Origin of the sequence: Coprococcus sp. RTP31081st1_H1_RTP31081_211007, assembly GCF_040227275.1 — a bacterium.
In the GTDB taxonomy this organism is placed as follows: Bacteria; Bacillota; Clostridia; order Lachnospirales; family Lachnospiraceae; genus Coprococcus; species Coprococcus aceti.
In genome coordinates this window covers 311,191-329,908 of sequence record NZ_JBEHVP010000001.1, presented here as the reverse complement: position 1 = coordinate 329,908, position 18,718 = coordinate 311,191, and the positions used below count along the sequence as shown (strand labels likewise).

General features: G+C 43.5%; 13 protein-coding genes. 11 read left to right on the top strand and 2 right to left on the bottom strand.

The features are described 5' to 3' along the window. The first annotated feature begins 157 nt into the window (after positions 1–157). From ABUA31_RS01415 to mnmL, 5 genes are all read left to right on the top strand, one after another. Complete coding sequence (locus ABUA31_RS01415; RefSeq protein WP_082418038.1) at positions 158–817, top strand: epoxyqueuosine reductase QueH; 660 nt, start codon at positions 158–160, stop codon at positions 815–817. A 192-nt stretch (positions 818–1,009) separates the two neighbouring features. Next, entirely contained in the window at positions 1,010–2,083 is a 1,074-nt protein-coding gene (locus ABUA31_RS01410; RefSeq protein WP_022216387.1) for a carbamoyl phosphate synthase small subunit, read from the top strand. Then, on the top strand, positions 2,083–5,289 hold the full coding sequence (carB, locus tag ABUA31_RS01405; RefSeq protein ID WP_055144327.1) for a carbamoyl-phosphate synthase large subunit: 3,207 nt from the start codon (positions 2,083–2,085) through the stop codon (positions 5,287–5,289). The genes ABUA31_RS01410 and carB overlap by 1 nt, the downstream gene beginning before the upstream one ends. Before the next feature lie 170 nt (positions 5,290–5,459). Beyond that, a complete protein-coding gene (locus ABUA31_RS01400) occupies positions 5,460–7,106 on the top strand; it encodes a putative manganese-dependent inorganic diphosphatase (protein ID WP_055144329.1) in 1,647 nt (548 codons plus the stop codon). 27 nt (positions 7,107–7,133) lie between these two features. Then, entirely contained in the window at positions 7,134–8,012 is an 879-nt protein-coding gene (gene mnmL / locus ABUA31_RS01395; protein ID WP_349818383.1) for a tRNA modification radical SAM protein MnmL/YtqA, read from the top strand. Between the two features lie 5 nt (positions 8,013–8,017). On the opposite strand, the gene ABUA31_RS01390 is transcribed toward mnmL, so the two are convergent. After that, on the bottom strand, positions 8,018–8,461 hold the full coding sequence (locus ABUA31_RS01390; RefSeq protein ID WP_349818382.1) for a helix-turn-helix domain-containing protein: 444 nt from the start codon (positions 8,459–8,461) through the stop codon (positions 8,018–8,020). Positions 8,462–8,521: 60 nt separating this feature from the next. Beyond that, the gene (locus ABUA31_RS01385; protein ID WP_015535007.1) at positions 8,522–8,923 is read right to left on the bottom strand and encodes a helix-turn-helix domain-containing protein; all 402 of its coding nucleotides are present in this window, start codon (positions 8,921–8,923) and stop codon (positions 8,522–8,524) included. Between the two features lie 155 nt (positions 8,924–9,078). Between ABUA31_RS01385 and thyA the strand changes: the two genes are divergently transcribed. From thyA to ABUA31_RS01355, 6 genes are all read left to right on the top strand, one after another. Then, the gene (gene thyA / locus ABUA31_RS01380) at positions 9,079–9,909 is read left to right on the top strand and encodes a thymidylate synthase (RefSeq protein ID WP_022216389.1); all 831 of its coding nucleotides are present in this window, start codon (positions 9,079–9,081) and stop codon (positions 9,907–9,909) included. A 42-nt stretch (positions 9,910–9,951) separates the two neighbouring features. Further along, positions 9,952–10,452 (top strand): dihydrofolate reductase, encoded by a 501-nt coding sequence (locus tag ABUA31_RS01375; RefSeq protein WP_349818381.1) that lies wholly within the window; start codon positions 9,952–9,954, stop codon positions 10,450–10,452. 121 nt (positions 10,453–10,573) lie between these two features. Next, on the top strand, positions 10,574–11,683 hold the full coding sequence (locus ABUA31_RS01370; RefSeq protein WP_022216390.1) for a heavy metal-binding domain-containing protein: 1,110 nt from the start codon (positions 10,574–10,576) through the stop codon (positions 11,681–11,683). A gap of 27 nt (positions 11,684–11,710) precedes the next feature. Next, complete coding sequence (locus ABUA31_RS01365) at positions 11,711–12,700, top strand: rhomboid family intramembrane serine protease (protein ID WP_238050297.1); 990 nt, start codon at positions 11,711–11,713, stop codon at positions 12,698–12,700. 38 nt (positions 12,701–12,738) lie between these two features. Next, complete coding sequence (locus tag ABUA31_RS01360; protein WP_349818380.1) at positions 12,739–15,075, top strand: tetratricopeptide repeat protein; 2,337 nt, start codon at positions 12,739–12,741, stop codon at positions 15,073–15,075. 79 nt (positions 15,076–15,154) lie between these two features. After that, complete coding sequence (locus ABUA31_RS01355) at positions 15,155–18,664, top strand: hypothetical protein (protein WP_349818379.1); 3,510 nt, start codon at positions 15,155–15,157, stop codon at positions 18,662–18,664. Positions 18,665–18,718 lie beyond the last annotated feature (54 nt).

Sequence of the window (18,718 nt, the reverse complement as noted above, 5' to 3'; positions counted from 1 at the left end):
ACCTCCATTGATAAATGATCATAACGTGCTTTAGTAACTATCTACAGTATATTGTAAAGATATAACAAAGTCAACTAGTAAACATGCACAAATGTGCAAAAGATAATCGAATGTTGTAAAATGTGGTGTGAAATATCGACAAAAAAAGGAGAAAACAATGATGCAAAATGCAAATTATTATCAAATGATGGAGAGACAGATAGCTGAATTTGATAGTGAAAATACACAATGCGGCAGAAAAAAACTGTTGCTGCACTGCTGTTGTGCGCCATGTTCCAGCCATTGTCTGTCGGTCCTTGCGGAGCATTTTGACATAACAGCTTATTTTTACAATCCAAATATAACGGATTACGATGAGTACATAAAAAGATTCCGTGAGCTTGACAGATTTGTACATGAAGTATATGTGGAAGGAGTGGATGTCGAACTGGCGGAGCATGAGCCGCAGGTGTTTCTGGATATGGCTAAGGGCAGGGAGGATCTTCCTGAGAGAGGACTCAGGTGCTATGACTGCTATAAGCTGAGACTTGAGAAGAGCGCGATCCATGCGAAGAAAAATGAATATGACGTATTTACGACCACATTGTCGATAAGCCCCCACAAGAATGCGGACTGGCTGAACGAGATAGGTGCAGAGATGAGCAGGAAATACGACATAGATTATCTGTTCAGTGATTTCAAGAAGAAAAATGGATATAAGCACTCGATAGAGCTGTCAAAGGAATATGGATTATACAGACAGAATTTCTGTGGATGTGAATTTAGCAGACGGGCTGCTGAGCTCAGAGATGAAAAAATTAATAAAAATATTGAATAAAAAACAAGATTTTTGCCGTGAACACAAAAATAAAAAATATATCGAAAAAAATATTGTACCGCCTTGTCAAATGTGGTAGTATTTATTAAATTAAGAAAAAAGAGGCCAATAAATGTGGGTTATCTCAAGCGTTTCCCCCGTTTTCACTCTTTTTTTTTGAGCAAAAATAGAAAAAACGAAAGGAATACGATTATGAAAGCTTTTTTGATACTTGAAGACGGACACGTGTTTGAAGGTAAAAGTATTGGCTCTACTGATGAGATAATCAGTGAGATAGTATTCAATACTTCGATGACCGGCTATCTGGAAATTCTTACAGATCCATCATATGCAGGGCAGTCAGTATGTATGACATATCCGCTTATAGGCAACTACGGTGTATGCAGAGAGGATATGGAGGCTGGCAGACCTTGGCAGTCAGGATTCATTGTTAGAGAGCTCTGCAAGACTCCTAGTAATTTCAGAAGCGAGATGACCATAAACGAATTTCTTGTTGAGAATAATATAACTGGTATAGAAGGAATAGATACCAGAACACTTACCAAGATCCTCAGGAAAGATGGTACCATGAGAGGTATGATCACAACTGATGAGAATTATGATTTTGATGAGTGCATGAAGCGTATTAAGGCATGGAAGATGGGACATGTTGTTCTCGATGTTACATGTAAGGAGAAAATATTCTATCCTGGTGACGGATTCAAGGTTGCAGTCATCGATCTCGGTGTTAAAAAGAACATCGTCAAGTCCCTCCTTGCAAGAGGTTGTCAGGTTACTGTATATCCTGCAGAGACACCTGCTGAGGAGATCATCGCAGACGCTCCGGACGGAATCATGCTTACAAATGGTCCTGGAGATCCAAAGGAGTGTAAGGTCACAATAGCTCAGGTAAAGAAGCTTTTCGATACAGATATTCCAATTTTTGCTATATGTCTTGGACATCAGCTCATGGCGCTTGCCAACGGCGGTGATACAGAGAAGATGAAGTACGGACACAGAGGTGCAAACCATCCTGTAAGAGATATGAAGACCGGCAAGGTATATATTTCAACACAGAATCACGGATATATGGTCAAGGAAGACAGCCTCGACAGAAAGATCGCAGAGGTCAGCTTCGTCAATGTAAATGACGGAACAGTAGAGGGAGTTCACTATCTTGGAAAGAATGCACAGACAGTTCAGTTCCATCCGGAGGCATGTGCAGGTCCGCTGGATACAGATTCACTGTTTGATACATTTATGAATATGATGGAGGTGTCAAAGTAATGCCAAAGAATCCTAATATAAAAAAGGTTGTAGTTATCGGATCAGGTCCTATAGTCATCGGTCAGGCTGCTGAGTTTGATTACGCCGGAACACAGGCGTGCCGTTCTCTTAAGGAAGAGGGACTGTGCGTTGTCCTCATCAACTCAAACCCTGCAACCATCATGACGGACAAGGATATAGCAGATAAGGTATATATTGAGCCTCTTACGGTTGATGTTGTAAAGGCTATCATTGAGAAGGAGAAGCCGGACAGCCTTCTGCCGACACTCGGCGGTCAGGCAGCCCTCAACATCGCCATGGAGCTTGATGAGTCAGGTTTCCTCAGAGAGCATGACGTGCTTCTCATAGGAACATCATCAACGACCATCAAGAAGGCCGAGGACAGACTTGAGTTCAAGAAGACTATGGAGAAGATCCATGAGCCTGTAGCACCTTCAGAGGTCGTTACAACAGTTCAGGGCGGTCTTAACTTTGTCAAGAAGATTGGATACCCTGTAGTTCTCCGTCCTGCATATACACTTGGAGGTTCAGGTGGTGGTATCGCTGAGAATGAGGAAGAGTTCAAGGAGATCCTCATGAACGGTCTGAGACTTTCACGTGTAGGACAGGTTCTTGTCGAGAGATGTATCGCAGGATGGAAGGAGATCGAGTACGAGGTTATGCGTGATGCAAATGGTACATGTATAACCGTATGTAACATGGAGAACCTTGATCCTGTCGGAGTACACACTGGAGACTCTATAGTCGTGGCTCCATCACAGACACTTGGTGACAAGGAGTACCAGATGCTCAGAAGCTCAGCACTGAACATTATCTCAGAGCTCAACATCAAGGGTGGATGTAACGTTCAGTTTGCTCTGAATCCTAATTCATTTGAGTATTGTGTTATCGAGGTAAACCCAAGAGTTTCAAGATCATCAGCACTTGCATCAAAGGCAACCGGATATCCTATTGCAAAGGTATCTGCCAAGATAGCCCTTGGATACAACCTGGATGAGATCAAGAACGCTATTACAAAGAAGACATATGCCAGCTTTGAGCCGGCACTTGATTACGTGGTTGTCAAGATCCCTAGACTTCCATTTGATAAATTCATCGCCGCTGACCATGATCTGACAACACAGATGAAGGCAACCGGTGAGGTTATGAGTATCTGTACAAACTTTGAGGGTGCACTTATGAAGGCTCTCCGTTCACTGGAGCAGCATGTAGACAGTCTCTGGTCAAGCAGATACAAGGATATGACAGACGAAGAGGTTATAAAGCTTCTCGGACATGTTGATGACAGACGTATCTATGTCATAGCTGAGGCTATCAGACGTGGAATATCATACGATCAGATCTATGACATCACCAAGATCGACAGATGGTTCATAGACAAGATCCACAACCTTGTTAAGGCTGAGAGAAAGATAATCGAGTCCAAGGGAGATATCTCCAAGGAGCTAATGAAGGAGATCAAGAGAGTTGAGTTCCCTGACAAGGTTATCGCGAGACTCACAGGCAAGACAGAGAAAGAGATCAGACAGATGCGTTACGACTACGGTGTAACAGCACACTTCAAGATGGTTGATACATGTGCAGCAGAGTTTGATGCCATGACTCCATATTACTATTCATGCTTTGATTCTCTGGAGAACGAGGTCGCTGAGGATAACTCAAAGAAGAAAGTAATGGTACTTGGTTCAGGCCCGATCAGAATCGGACAGGGTATCGAGTTCGATTACTGTTCAGTTCACAGCACATGGGCATTTGAGAGAAAGGGTTACGAGACAATCATCGTCAACAACAACCCTGAGACAGTCAGTACAGACTTTGATATAGCAAACAAGCTTTACTTTGAGCCTCTTACAGCGGAGGATGTTGAGGCTATAGTAAATCTGGAGCATCCGGATGGAGCTGTTGTACAGTTCGGTGGACAGACCGCTATCAAGCTCACAGAGGCACTCATGGAGATGGGGGTACCAATCCTTGGAACAAGTGCAGAGAATGTAGATGCAGCAGAGGACAGAGAGCTCTTCGATGAGATCCTTGAGAAGTGCTGTATACCAAGACCTGCTGGTAAGACGGTATTTACAAGAGAGCAGGCGCTTGAGGCTGCAAATGAGCTGGGTTATCCGGTACTTGTAAGACCTTCATACGTTCTCGGTGGACAGGGAATGCAGATCGCAATCTCTGATAAGGATATCATAGAGTTCATGGATATCATCAACAGACATACCCAGGAGCACCCAATACTTGTAGATAAGTACATCATGGGTAAAGAGGTCGAAGTCGATGCTGTATGTGATGGAGATGACATACTTATCCCTGGTATCATGGAGCATGTTGAGAGAGCCGGAATACATTCAGGAGACAGTATCTCGGTATATCCTGCACAGACACTCTCACCAAAGACAAAGAGAGTCATCGCTGATTACACCAAGAAGCTTGCAAACAGCCTGCACGTAATCGGACTTATAAATATACAGTTTATTGCATACAATGATGAGGTATATGTAATAGAGGTAAATCCTCGTTCAAGCCGTACAGTTCCATATATAAGCAAGGTAACAGGAATACCTATCGTAGATCTTGCAACACGTGTTATCACAGGTGAGAAGATCAAGGATATGGGTTACACACCTGGTCTTCAGCCGGAGTCAGAGTATTTCGCAATCAAGAAGCCTGTATTCTCATTTGAGAAGATCAGAGGCGCTGAGATAAGCCTTGGACCTGAGATGAAGTCAACAGGAGAGTGCCTTGGTATATCCAAGAACTACAATGAGGCTCTGTACAAGGCATTCCTTGGAGCCGGAATCAATCTTCCAAAAACCAAGAAGATGATCCTCACAGTCAAGGACTCAGATAAGATGGATGCTATAAATATCGGTAAGAGATTTGCTGCTCTTGGATATGAGATATATTCAACAAGAAGCACATGCAGAGTTCTCAATGAGAATGGTGTTCCTGCAAAGCTCATCAACAAGGTTGAGGAGCCATCACCAAATCTGCTTGACCTGATACTGAGCCATGAGATCGATCTGATAATCGACACTCCATCACAGGGTGTTGATAGAAGCAAGGATGGATTTATTATCAGACGTCACGCAGTTGAGACAGGTGTTACATGTCTTACAAGCCTTGATACAGCCGATGCGCTGCTCACAAGCCTTGAGACCGCTGATACCACAAAGCTTTCACTCGTGGATATAAGCGAGATATAAGTTCTGATTAAACAGATAAAAAATGGGGCAAAATGATAAACAACGTTAAAAGGGGTTGTCATTTTGCCTCATTCAATTTATGCTTGTTAGCATGTGGGATGTCACAAGGCATCTTCCCTGCGTGGCATAGAAATGAATACATTATAATTGATAGAAATAAGAGGTGAAATATGCATAATGTTCCTACAGATGAGGTGTTTGTCATAGGACATAAGAATCCGGATACGGATTCTATATGTTCAGCGATTGCGTACGCCCATCTGAAAAATCAGCATGAGAACAAATACATTCCAAAGAGAGCTGGAAATATAAATAAAGAGACACAGTTTGTCCTTGATTATTTTGGTGTGCAGGCGCCGGCACTTGTGAGCAATGTAAATGTACAGGTGAAGGATATAGCATACAGAATAGTTGATGGTGTGTCGGGAGATATCACCATGAAGAGAGCATTTGAGATAATGCAGGATAACGACGCCACGACACTTCCGGTTGTCAATAATGGCAAGATAAAGGGAATAATAACGGTCGGAGATATAGCCGAGGCATATATGCTTGAGAAGGATGATAATTCCCTGTTCATAGCTGGTACAAAGTTCTCACACATAATAGATACTATAAATGGCGAGCTTGTGTACGGTGACGCCGACGAATATGTTAAGGATGGAAGAGTGATCGTGGGAGCTGCCCAGGTTGACATCCTTGAGAGACATGTCAAGGAAAATGACATAGTCATAGTGAGTGACAGGGTTGAGGCTCAGCTTGCGGCCATAAACTGCGGTGCGAGCATGCTTATAGTATGTCTTGTGAACAGTATATCTGACGTGGTTCTGGAATTTGCAAAGAACAAGGGCTGTGCGGTTGTTGTTACACCGACGGACACCTATGCTGTTGCCAGACTTATCGGACAGAGCATGCCTATAGGATTCTTTATGATAAGAGACCGCATCATGACATTCTATGAGGATGACGATATAGATACGCTTAAGACGACCATGGCAAAGACCAGAGTGAGATACTTTCCGGTTACGGACGGCTATGGCAACTACAAGGGACTTGTATCAAGGCGTAACTACATCAATGCGAGAAAGAAACAGCTCATACTTGTTGATCACAATGAGAGAACCCAGTCTGTTGACGGCGTGGAGAATGCCGAGATACTCGAGATAATCGACCACCACCGGATTGCGAATATAGAGACCATGAATCCTGTGTATTTCAGAAATCAGCCACTTGGATGTACTGCTACGATCATCTATCAGATGTACAAAGAGCAGAATGTCAAGATAGATAAGCCGATAGCTGGACTTCTCTGCGCAGCGATACTTTCCGATACACTGGCATTCAAGTCTCCGACGTGTACATTCATAGACGAGGCTGCTGCAAAGGAGCTTGCAAGGCTTGCAGAGATAGACATATATGAATTTGCCATGGAGATGTTCGACGCGGGAAGCAACCTCAAGGACAAGACCATGGATGAGATACTTCATCAGGATTTCAAGAAATTCGACATTGGAGATATGGTTGTTGCTGTTGGACAGATCAATTCCGTCAATGAGAAAGAGATAGACAGAATAAGAAACGGTATGCGTGAATTCCTCGGTGGATATATGGAGCCTGGCTGTGATGTGGTCATGTTTGCAATGACCAATATTCTTCAGGAGGGCTCAGGTATCATATGCGTGGGAGAGAATGCACAGGAACTGTGCAGCAAAGCATTTGGTGTGGAGCTTGAGGATAGCTATGCATATCTTCCCGGTGTTGTATCAAGAAAGAAACAGATAGTCCCTGCTCTTGTAAAGGCGACACATCAGATATAGACAGGATCGTATATAGAAGGTAACAGTATGGATATATATACAACAAATGCGTATATAAGAGATACATTTGGAGAGAAATTATATAAGATATCATTGAATGCAGGAACCACCTGTCCCAACCGTGATGGTAAAGCCGGGACAGGTGGCTGTATTTTTTGCAGTGCCAGCGGCTCCGGAGATTTTTCAGAAAATGCAGACCTGAGCATAGGTGAACAGATAGAACTGGCAAAAAAGAGGATATCAGGCAAATGCAAATGCGACAGATATATAGCGTATTTCCAGTCATATACAAATACATACGGTGATGTCGACGCTTTGCGCGAAAAGTTTCTGGCGGCTGCAAGAAGGGATGACATTGCGGCTGTATCGATAGCCTCCAGACCGGACTGCTTTGGCCCGGAGGTCATAGATATGATAAAAGATATAATAGCTGTTAAACCTGTGTGGATAGAACTTGGCCTCCAGACAGCAAATGACAGGACAGCACAGCTCATCAACAGGTGTTATGACATAAGTGTGTATGATGAGACGATGAACAGACTCAGAGAACTGGGAGTTCACATTATAGTTCATATGATAATAGGCCTGCCCGGTGAGACGAAGGAGGATATGATTGATACGGTAAGGTACATAGTGCGAAGCGGCGCAAATGGTATAAAGCTCCAACTGCTTCATGTCCTCAGGGGAACTGTTCTTGAAAAAATGTATGAGGAAGGAGTGTTCCGTGCACTGACATTTGATGAATACGCAGATATTTTGTGTGATTGTCTTAAAGAGATTCCTCCTGATATGGTTGTTCACAGGTTCACCGGGGATGGGCCTAAGAATATTCTTGTTGCGCCTCTGTGGAGTGCTGATAAGAAGAGAGTTATAAACGATCTGAACCGTATTATTTCGAAATTGTGAGTCTGCTAGCAGCTCAGTGCAGACTTTAAAAACAGCCTGAGATTTTCCCTGCCGTTGTCGTCAAGCTGATCACAGTCGGACATTATTCCTGTCGCTTCCGGTGGAAGAGTCCTGCCGTGGCTGTAGGCGAGGAACACTTCGCTGATGTCCATCTTATTTTTCTTTGCTATATCGATGCAGGTGAGCAGCACCAGATGACTCATATTAATACTGTATAAATTGGATATCCTGATAAGATTTATGAGATCCGGGATTCGCTCTCCACATTCATAGTGCGAGTAGGCGGAGACGGACACCTTCAAGATGGCGGCTATTTCCTGCTGCCTTTTTCCGTGGCTGCGCCTTAGAGACTTCAGTGCGCCGCCTATCACTGCACAGTTAAAATCCTGATCGGATGAATCGTCTTCATACACCGACGGATCAATGTTGCGTTCTTTTCTTCTTTTCATATTTTCCTGTTTTCTCCTTAAAAATAATATTTACTGTAATTGGTGGGTATAATACTGGATTTACAGTCTGGAATTTTTAGATGCTAGATTTGCCACAAATGTGTCTATAAGTTGACGGTCGCTGTCGCTGAGAGATCTGTAATTGCCCAGCATGTCTGCTGTGCTCTGGTTAGATTCTATGGCGGTCATGTATGAATTGTCCTCCATGACGATCTGTAGTGGCTTTGGATGCCCCTGCATGTATCTTGATGACAGGGTGTATGCATATAGAAAATCGTGGTTGAGAAGCTCTGACAGCTTTATGGCCTGTTCTATATTAGGGATGTTTCTCCCTTCCTCGTAGTTGGCATATCCGGATCTGGAAATAGATAGCGCTGCTGCGACATCCTGCTGTGTGAGTCCTGCCTTCTGTCTGAAATATCTGAGAAGGGCAGGTAGTGGATTGGATGAATGTGGTTTCATGTTTCACCTCCTTTGAATGTTTTTCTGCATTGTACACAAAAATAGTCCGTTGTAAATCAAAATGTAATAAAAGTGTTGTTTGATGTAATAATTAATCACATGTGGGATGGAGAGTATGATATAATTATCTGAAAAAACAATCGGAGGTTACCAAAATGAGTCTTGCAGATGATCTCTTTATAAACATGTGTAAAGATATAATCGATAATGGATATAGTACGGAGGGGGAGAAGGTCAGACCAAAGTGGGAAGATGGAACATATGCCTACACCATAAAGCGTTTTGGTGTTGTCAACAGGTATGATCTGTCAAAGGAATTCCCTGCGATAACACTTAGAAAGACGTATGTGAAGTCGGCTATTGATGAGCTGCTCTGGATCTGGCAGAAAAAGTCAAATAATGTTCATGATCTCAAAAGCCATATATGGGACAGTTGGGCAGATGAGAACGGTTCCATAGGAAAAGCATATGGATATCAGCTTGGTGTAAAGCATAAATATAAAGAGGGCATGATGGATCAGGTGGACAGACTGATATATGACCTTAAGAATAACCCATACAGCAGAAGAATGCTCACTAACATATATGTTCATCAGGACTTGAGTGAGATGAATCTGTATCCGTGCGCGTACAGCATGACATTCAATGTAACAGGGGACAGGCTCAACGCTATACTGAATCAGAGATCCCAGGATGTGCTTGCGGCCAACAACTGGAATGTTGTCCAGTATGCGGTACTGGTACATATGCTTGCCCAGGTCACGGGCTTTAAGCCGGGAGAACTGGTACATGTGATCGCGGATGCACACATATATGACAGACATATACCGATAGTCAAGGAGCTGATAACAAGACCTACACATCCTGCTCCAAAGTTCTATATGAATCCGGATGTCAAAGATTTCTATGACTTTACTCTGGATGATTTCAGGATAGAAGACTATGAGACAGGACCACAGATTAAGAATATTCCTATTGCGATATAAGACTATGAAGCATGGGACGGGAATTATACAGATGGAGGACATATGAAGTTTATTGCAGCGGTAGATAAGAATTGGGCCATTGGAAATAAAGGCAGATTACTGATAAGGATATCGGAGGATCAGAGAAATTTCAGACAGACCACGATGGGGCATGTCGTTGTTCTCGGAAGGAAGACTCTGGAGGAGTTTCCGGGCGGAAGACCACTCAAGGGAAGGGCAAATATAATTCTCAGCAGGAAACCTGAATATGCAGTTGAGGATGCGGTGGTTGTCCACTCTATGGACGAACTGTTTACAGAACTGGCAAAATATGATACGGATGACATTTTTGTCATAGGCGGACAGACTATCTACGATGAGCTCATACCATATTGTGATGAGGCAGTAATCACCAAAATAGACAGGGAATTTGAGGCCGATGCCTTCATTTCGAATCTCGACAAACTGGACAACTGGGATGTGACGGATGAGAGACCGGGTGAGGATGTGTCAGAGGTGAATTTCACATTTGTCACATATAAAAATAGTGACCTGAAGAAATAAATTATAATTATTTTTATAATATTCACAAAAAAGCACCTTTTTTTGATTAAAAATTCACAAAAAACATTTGTTAAATGAAGATTATTGTGATACAATTTTTTTATATTTGGGAGGTGCGCTAATGAAGGAAGTATTAATTACATCGGGAACAAGCTTTGAGGGATATGATATCGTTGGCTATGGAACATACAAGTTCACACAGACGATACTTAATTCCAACTTTTTGAAGGATTTCGGAACATCTATTGCGGATATTGCCACGGATAGAAGAGATATCTATCAGGAGAAGATCGATGAGATCCTCAATGAAACAATCAATAATTTCACAGATATGGTCCGTGAGACGAAGTACAATGCTGTAGTTGGATTCAGAACAGGTGTTGAGGAATACACCAACAACGTAACTGCTGTTGTTGCCAGTGGAACTCTGGTAAACATAAAGGAGCAGTACAAGTCGGAATTTGACAAGAGCAGCTTTATCAGAAACGAGATATATGTAAGAAACTATTACGACCTGCTCGTGCCAAGAGCATCAAAGGTGGTGCTTGCATCAGAGGGCAAGGGAACAAAGATTTCCGTGTGGTTCAACAACTACAATAACGACGATATAAAGGCACTTAAGGCAGAGCTTCAGTTCACCAATATCTATGGTGACAATATAACACTGCCGGATGTTGATTTTACATTTGATAAGACCAACCTCAAGCTCCTCAAGTCGGATTATGTGGAGTGTAAGCTTCCGGACAAGTATATAAAAATGATATCCTCCGTCAAGGTATACATCAAGAAGTATGTCAAGGCCAGCGGAGTATACGAGATAGATGCGGATTCTATCGGAATTGAGATGTCTGACGTTAAGTTTAAGGCACTCAAGCTCAAAAAGGGAATTGATGCAGTTGCAAACTACAAGTCAGACGGACTTGTGTGGACATGTAACTGTGGACACGTAAACGAAGGCGGCGCAGAGGAATGTGTGATCTGTGGAAGAAAGCAGGATGAGATGAAGAACTCTATCACATTCAACTACGAGCCTATGCTTGAAGAGATGAAGACAAAAGAGTATGTAATAGAGATCAAGGATGTACTCATGAAGTACATCAAGGACATTGATACAGGAATGAGAATGCAGCTTCTTGAGATCATGGAGTCCGGTCTTAATTACGAGAAGAGCAGAGGATCCATGAAGGACTCTGTTATCGAGAAAGTTGAGAATCTCTTCCTTGGATTATAGGGATTATAAGACGATATGCAACAGTACATGGTACAGATAATAAAAAATCTTAAGGAGAAGGGTTACAGACAACTCAATCCGGAAAGTAACAATGTATACGGCAGAGCAGACAGCGATGCCGTATATATTGTTGTTATAGGCAGTAATCATAATCTTGATTCTGAGACTCTGAAAAAGTTCAATAATAAAATATTGCTTGATGTTTCTTCGGATTCGCATATAAAAGTCAATCTTCTCAATATACTCATCACTCCAAACGGAATGTTTGATGATATGACAAAAAAGATAGTTGAAGAACTGGACAATGTCTGGCTGTTCGCGGAGGATTACGGAAAGCTGTATATATTTGAGAATCAGCCCACTGACTTTGACTCACTCTATGATGTGATCGATAAAAAAACGGTGGTGGATAACCGCAGATCCCAGCACAATCTGATAAGAATGTTCGGTGTTGTAACACCGATATTACTGTTGATAAATATTCTGGTGTACGTTGCATGTATCTTTGTATATCAACCTACGGAACTGGCTGTGGAAGTGCTTGCGATATCAGAAAAAGGACAATATTACAGATTCCTGACATCAATGTTTACACATTTTGGAATAGCACATCTGGTTGGAAATATGGTGATTTTGATCGCACTCGGTGCGAGGGTTGAGAATATAATAGGCAGATTCAATTATATCATAGTTTATATTGCCACGGGTCTTACTGCGTCATTTGCATCATACATAGATTGTTTTTATAATAATACATATGCTTACTCGGCTGGTGCATCCGGAGCGATATTTGGTCTTCTGGGAGTGCTGGTTGTCATAGCATTTTATAATAAAGGCCGGGTGAAGGATCTGTCACTTATTAATATGCTTATATTATTTATTCTGACACTGGTTAACGGAAAGATGTCAGAAGGTATTGATAATGTTGCCCATGTGGCGGGATTTGCGGCCGGGTTAGTGGCCGGGATAGTCCTTTTGCTGACCAATCAAAAGGTTGTAAAGAATAGCCGTTTATGATAAAATAATACGATGATAAAAAAGTGGGAGGCTGGGTTATGAGTACTGGAATCAGTATGTCAAGTGTAAACAAAATAAAGGAACTTGCAGACAATGGCGATTACAGTCTCGCTCTCGATATACTTGAACATCAGGATCTGTCGAAGTCACTTAGTCCACAGTTTATTAGAATATGCGGCGAGGTGTATTACGAGAACAAAAGATATCCTGAGGCCAGAGCGGCGCTTGTCAAGGCACATGCCATGGCTCCGGCTGGTAACAAGATAATATATTCTTTGATAAAACTGTATTTATCCATGGGATTTACACAGCTTGCAGAGCATTATTTTGAGATATATACATTTAATCAGGCCAATAAGGATGCAGGTACATACAGACTTGAATATATGATAGCCAAGGCACACAGGAAGCCCGTGAATGAACTTTACAGCATACTGGTGTCGGCGAATGATGTTGAGACGGATGAAGAGTGGGATTTTGAGATGCTTCTGCTTCATGCGTACATAAGAAACAGGGAGAAGTTTGACAGCGCCTGTGTTGAATTCAGAGCGCATTACAAGAACTCTTCACATTTGTATATGCTGGACAAGCTCATGGGCGGCGATGTGGATCTTGAATCCATGATTTATTGTTATCCTGACACGGAGATGTCGGATGATGATCCTGAGCAGGCAGATACAAGAGCAAATGAAAATAAGATATTGGAAGAAGACGATCTGAGAATGCATCCAAAGGATGCTAAGATCATGATCATGGTCGAGGATGACGCACCTGTGACGAGTTCCATGAAATTCAAGCAGATGTGGATTAGATCGAAGGATAAAAAAGAGCAGAAAAAGGAAGCTCGTCAGGAAGAAGAGAATTCTGAGCCGAAGAAGAAATCCAGAGGTTTATTTGGATTGATGTCAAGGAAAGAGGAAGAGCTTGTCGAGCAGGAGATGGAATCTCTGAAGAACGAGAATCTTGACAAGGAACAACTGCTCGAGGAAGTTATTTCCGATACTGCTGATGATGCCGGGAATACGGCAAAGCCTGAGCTCAAGGCGATGAGCAGTGACAGTGAGAAAGCTCCTGAGGGAAAGTCACAGGATATGACTGAGATAAGCGGGGAGCTGACTCCTGAGGATGCAGCGGTGTATAACAAAGATAACGACAATGAGTATGAGGATTCCGAACCGGTGGAGGAAGATAACTATGTTATCGAAGAAGAGCCGGAGGAAGTAGTCATGGTTGAAGTTGATGGTGACGATTCTGATGACGTATCTGACAGTGCGTCAGATCGCGATTCTGAAGACGATACTGTTGTGGAGACCTTTGATCCTGAGTTCGAGGGAGACTTTGAGGATGGATTTGAGGCGGATGCAGAGCCGGAGACTTTGCCTGATGAACCGGTTGAATCAGAAACGTTTGATTTTGATAAAGCCTTTGAATCTCTTGAGGAGTTCGAGGTTGACGATGAGAATCTCGAGGATCTGATGGAAGATGCGGAGTCTCAGAATGATGTGGAAGAAACTGCTGTTGAGCCGGGTGTAGAGCAGAATGAACCGGAAGTTGATGAAGTTTCAGTTGAGATCGAACCGGAGATCGAAGAAGAATTCGAGGTAGATGCAGATTCTGAGCCTGAATTCGAAAAAGAACTTGAGGTTGGCGCAGAATTCACGATCGAGGCAGAGCCAGAGGCTGAGGAAGAATTCACAGTCGAGGCAGAGCCGGAGGTTGAGGAAGAATTCACAATCGATGCCGAAGCGGAGATTGAAGATGAATTTGAGACTGAAGCTGAGCCAGAGTTAGAAGAATTTACAATCGATGCGGAATCTAAGGAATCTGAGATGGAAGAAGTTCCAGTGGAAGTCGAACCAGAGGTGGAAGAATTTGAAGCTGAGGCTGAACTGGAGATCGAAGAAACTGAGGCTGAAGCTGAATCAGAGGTCGAAGAGGAATTCACAATGGAAGCAGAGGATAAGTCAGAAGAGAAAATTGCGATGGAGACAGAACCGGAAAAGCCAAAGAATAATGGCTTCCCGGTGTTTAAGAGCAGTCTGTTCCCTGACTACAACACAGAGAATGCAGCACTGTATGATCTGTCGGCAGAGAAAGATATAAATGCAGAGATAGAGGCTGATGAAGCCAAGATATTGGAAAGTCTTAAGAAAGAGGAGGATCTTATCGGTGAAACAGACAGACTCCTTGCAAGACTTGGAATTAAATTCAACACGGAATTCAATTCTATATTGAATTTTGATGATGAAGATAAAGAGGATGATGTGGCAGCTCCCGACGAGGAGAAGACAGATGAGCAGGAATCCCCACAACAGGAAACGGTTGACGCTGAACCAGAGCAACCGAAGAAAAAGCCGTTCAGACTGAAGGGCTGATCAAAGAAGAAATAAAGTAGCATGATCATACATATAGTGTATTGCTTTTTATTTGAACAAACGGAAGGAGGCGAGGGAATTGGCTTTAGATCAGACAGAAGCAATGATTGCGGCGATCAAGGCACAGCTTGAAAAGGAAAGAGCTGCAGAAGCTGCCAAGAAAAAGAGGGAAGAAGAGGAAGAACTTCTCAAGAGCGGCAGCAAGAAGAAAGATGCTGAGACTGCTAAAAGCCAACACAAAACTTTGTCCAAGGAGGAGTTAGAACGAATCGAGGCTAAGAAACGCCGTAAGAGAGAAGAGGCTCTTGGAATTGTTCATGAGGATGAACCGGAAACTTCAACTGAGGATGAAAAGCAGGACGATGTTCCAAAAGAGGGAGAGGGACTGAAGCCTGAAGATAAAAAAGAAGATAAAAAAACAGAGGGAGCTGCACCTAAGCTCAGTCTTAACCTTGGAGGCATCGCTGATGATATGTCGGGCGGTGGTCTCGGAGGAGGCCTTGGCGGCGGATTAGGTGAAGGCGGTCTTGGAGGACTCGGAGGCGGCCTTGGCGGAGGACTCGGAAGTACACCTAAGACAGAGGGAGGCCTTGGATCAGGCGGCCTTGGCGGCGGTCTTGGAAAAACACCTAAAACAGAAGGCGGTCTTGGTGGCGGATTTAAGTTCGGCGCCGGAACTGAAGGTACAGTTAAGTCAACAGGTGGAAGCAATATTGTTCTCACTGATGATGATGAAAATGCTGAGGATGAAGAGACACTTGAGTGGGTAACTGATAAGAATGCAAAGGTGAATAAAGTTAAGTCACCTAAGGGAGGCAGTGATGCGAACGGAGATCTGTTCAGCATTCTCCCAGATAGAAACAAGCAGGCTGCGGCTGGAGAGTCATTGTATGATTTTGATGATGATGATGACGATGATGACGATTTCCTTGGAGCAGGAATAAAGAACCTGTCCAATATAGACGAGGAGAGTCCTGAGGAGATAGCCAAGAAGAAGGCTGAAGAGGAGGCTAGGAAGAAAGCTGAGGAGGAAGCCAAGAAGAAGGCTGAGGAAGAAGCTAAGAAGAAGGCCGAGGAAGAGGCTAAGCGTAAGGCTGAAGAGGAGAAGAAGCGCAAAGAGGCAGAAGAGGCAAGAAAGAAGGCTGCCGCTGAAAAGGCTAAGGCTGAGGCTGAGGCAAAGAAGCAGCAGGCGATCGACGATGCCAGAAAGAATGCTGAAGAGGCAAAGAAACATGCTGAGACCTCGAAGAAGACCATCGAGGAATGCGAGAAGACAGAGAAGGATCTCGAAAAGCAGCTTGAAGAATTTGCTGCCAAGAAGCAGAACTATGATGCAAAGATGGCACAGGAGGCTGAGGCAAAGAAGAATAATGATGCTGAACTGCTTGAGCGAGAGGAGAAAGAGCTTGATGCCAATATTGCAAAGCTCAAGAAAGAGATATCAGATACAAATGAATCTGCTAAGAAAGAGTCAGACAGAATCCTCAAGGAGAGTGATCCTGATACATATAAGAACAATATGATCAATGAGGCTCAGGCTGCTGCCGACAAGGCTATAAAGGCACTTGCAGACACCAAGAAGACTAATGTGGATAAGGGTGTTGCTGAGTACAACAAGGCTGTTGATGCTGATAAGAAGAAATTGGCAGACATAGATGCGGATAAGAAGAAGTCTATAGAGACGGCCAAGAAGAAGCGCACAGATGAGGAAGCAAGAGCAGCCAAGATCATGAAGACTGCCGAGGCAGACAAGACAAAGGCTGGTGCAATATTCAGCGAGTCTAAGAAGGCTGAGGAAGAGGCTGATGCTAATCTTAAGAATACCACTGAGATGGAGAGTCAGTCACAGAAGACTCTTGATGAGCTCCAGAAGAAGCTTGAGGAGTCAGAGAAGGCTGTTAAGAATGCAAAGAACAGCAGAAATGATGCAAACACAAAGCTTGCAATACAGAAGGAAGAACTGAAGAAGGCAGAGAAGGTTGAGGAGGAGGCTGCAAAGGCTCTTGAGGCAGCAAAGAAAGCCAAGGAAGAGGTTCAGAAGAAGATTTCAGACAGCGAAGAGTTCATAAAGAAGGTTGCTGATCAGATTACAACTGCTGAGAACGACAACAAGAAGATCAGTGAGGATGTTGCCGCTGCAAAGAAGGAGAATGACTCATTCAAGGCTGCGAAGGCAGAGGCTCAGGAAGCTCTCGACTCAGCTAAGAAGTCTCTTGTTGAGGCTGAGGATCTTCTGGCAAAGGCAGAGGCTGCTGCCGAGGAAGCGGAGCAGGTAGTCGAAGAGGCTAAGATCGCAGAAGAGGTTGAGATCCAGAATGCGGAAGCTGCTGCCAAGGAAAAGACAGATAAGCTTACGGCAGAAGGAAAAGATAGAGAGACCAAGCATGAGGTGTTCCTTGCTGCTGAGGAAGAGAAGTATGCTACGGCAGAGGCAAGTGAGCTCGAGAAGGTTCAGACTGCAGCTATGAAGGCTGAGAAGGAAGCCTCAGATATGAAGACAAAGGCTGAAGCTGATGCTAAGAAGCTTCTCGATGATGCAAAGAAGAAAGAAGAAGAGTTAAAGAACAAGATCGCTGAGCTCAAGACAAAACAGGCTGAGCGCGTTGTTGCAAGAAAAGAGGCTGCTGATCAGGCCAAGACCGAGGCTGAGGAGAAGAAGAAGAAAGATCTCTCAGCAATAGACAAGGCCGAGGCTGATGTCAAGAAACAGCTCGCGGATATAAGAAGCAAGGCTACTGCTGCTGCAAAGGTACTTGAAAAGGCTATAAAGCGTGAGGAAGAGTACAAGAAGCAGGAAGAGCTTCTGAAGGAAGGCAAGGTTGAGGAAGCTGCACAGGTTATCACACAGGATGAAGAAGCAACTATGGCTGCTTCAGTAAGTGAGGCTGTTGCTGCGAGACGTAAATCACTGCCTAAGGAGGCAAAGTACCTCTACAAGTATCTCGGAGTCGAGCCTGCTGGTGCACAGATCGTTAACGTTCTCCAGACTCTCAAGGTAGATCCTAAGAGATCTAAGAATGTTGTTATTCTTGGACAGCACGGATTTGGACTTACCATGGTCGGTGAGGATTTTGCAAAGTTCTATTATGATATGGGAATCTGCAAGTCTGAGGCAAAGGCAAAGGTTAAGGCAAAGGTTATAAACAGCGGTAAGCTTGCAGGAGCAGTTGGCAAGCTCAAGGGCGGATGTCTTATCATTGAGAGTGCAGGACTTATAACACCTGAGAGATTCAAAGAGATGGTTGATATGTGTTCACCTGAGAAGAATGATGTTAAGATCATCCTCACAGGAGAGAAGACAGCTCTCAGCAATATGCTTGCAGCAAATATGACTCAGGCAAGATCGTTCAACAACAGAGTATACTTTGACCAGATCAATGAGAGTGGAATGATCAATGTGGCAGAGTGCTACGCTGATGAGAAGGGCTTCAAGCTTGAGAGCGGAGCAGATACAGCTATAAAGAATGCTTTGATGGCGATGGAGTCAGGAAATATCGACAGACTTCTCGGTGCTATGGATGATGCCATGAAGGCTGCTGAGACCAGAGATCCTATCGATAAGAAGATTCTTAAAAAAGAGATAAAATAAGTTTTGTGACGGATATACCGTTGTAGAATTTTGTTGAAAAAAACAATACCAGTG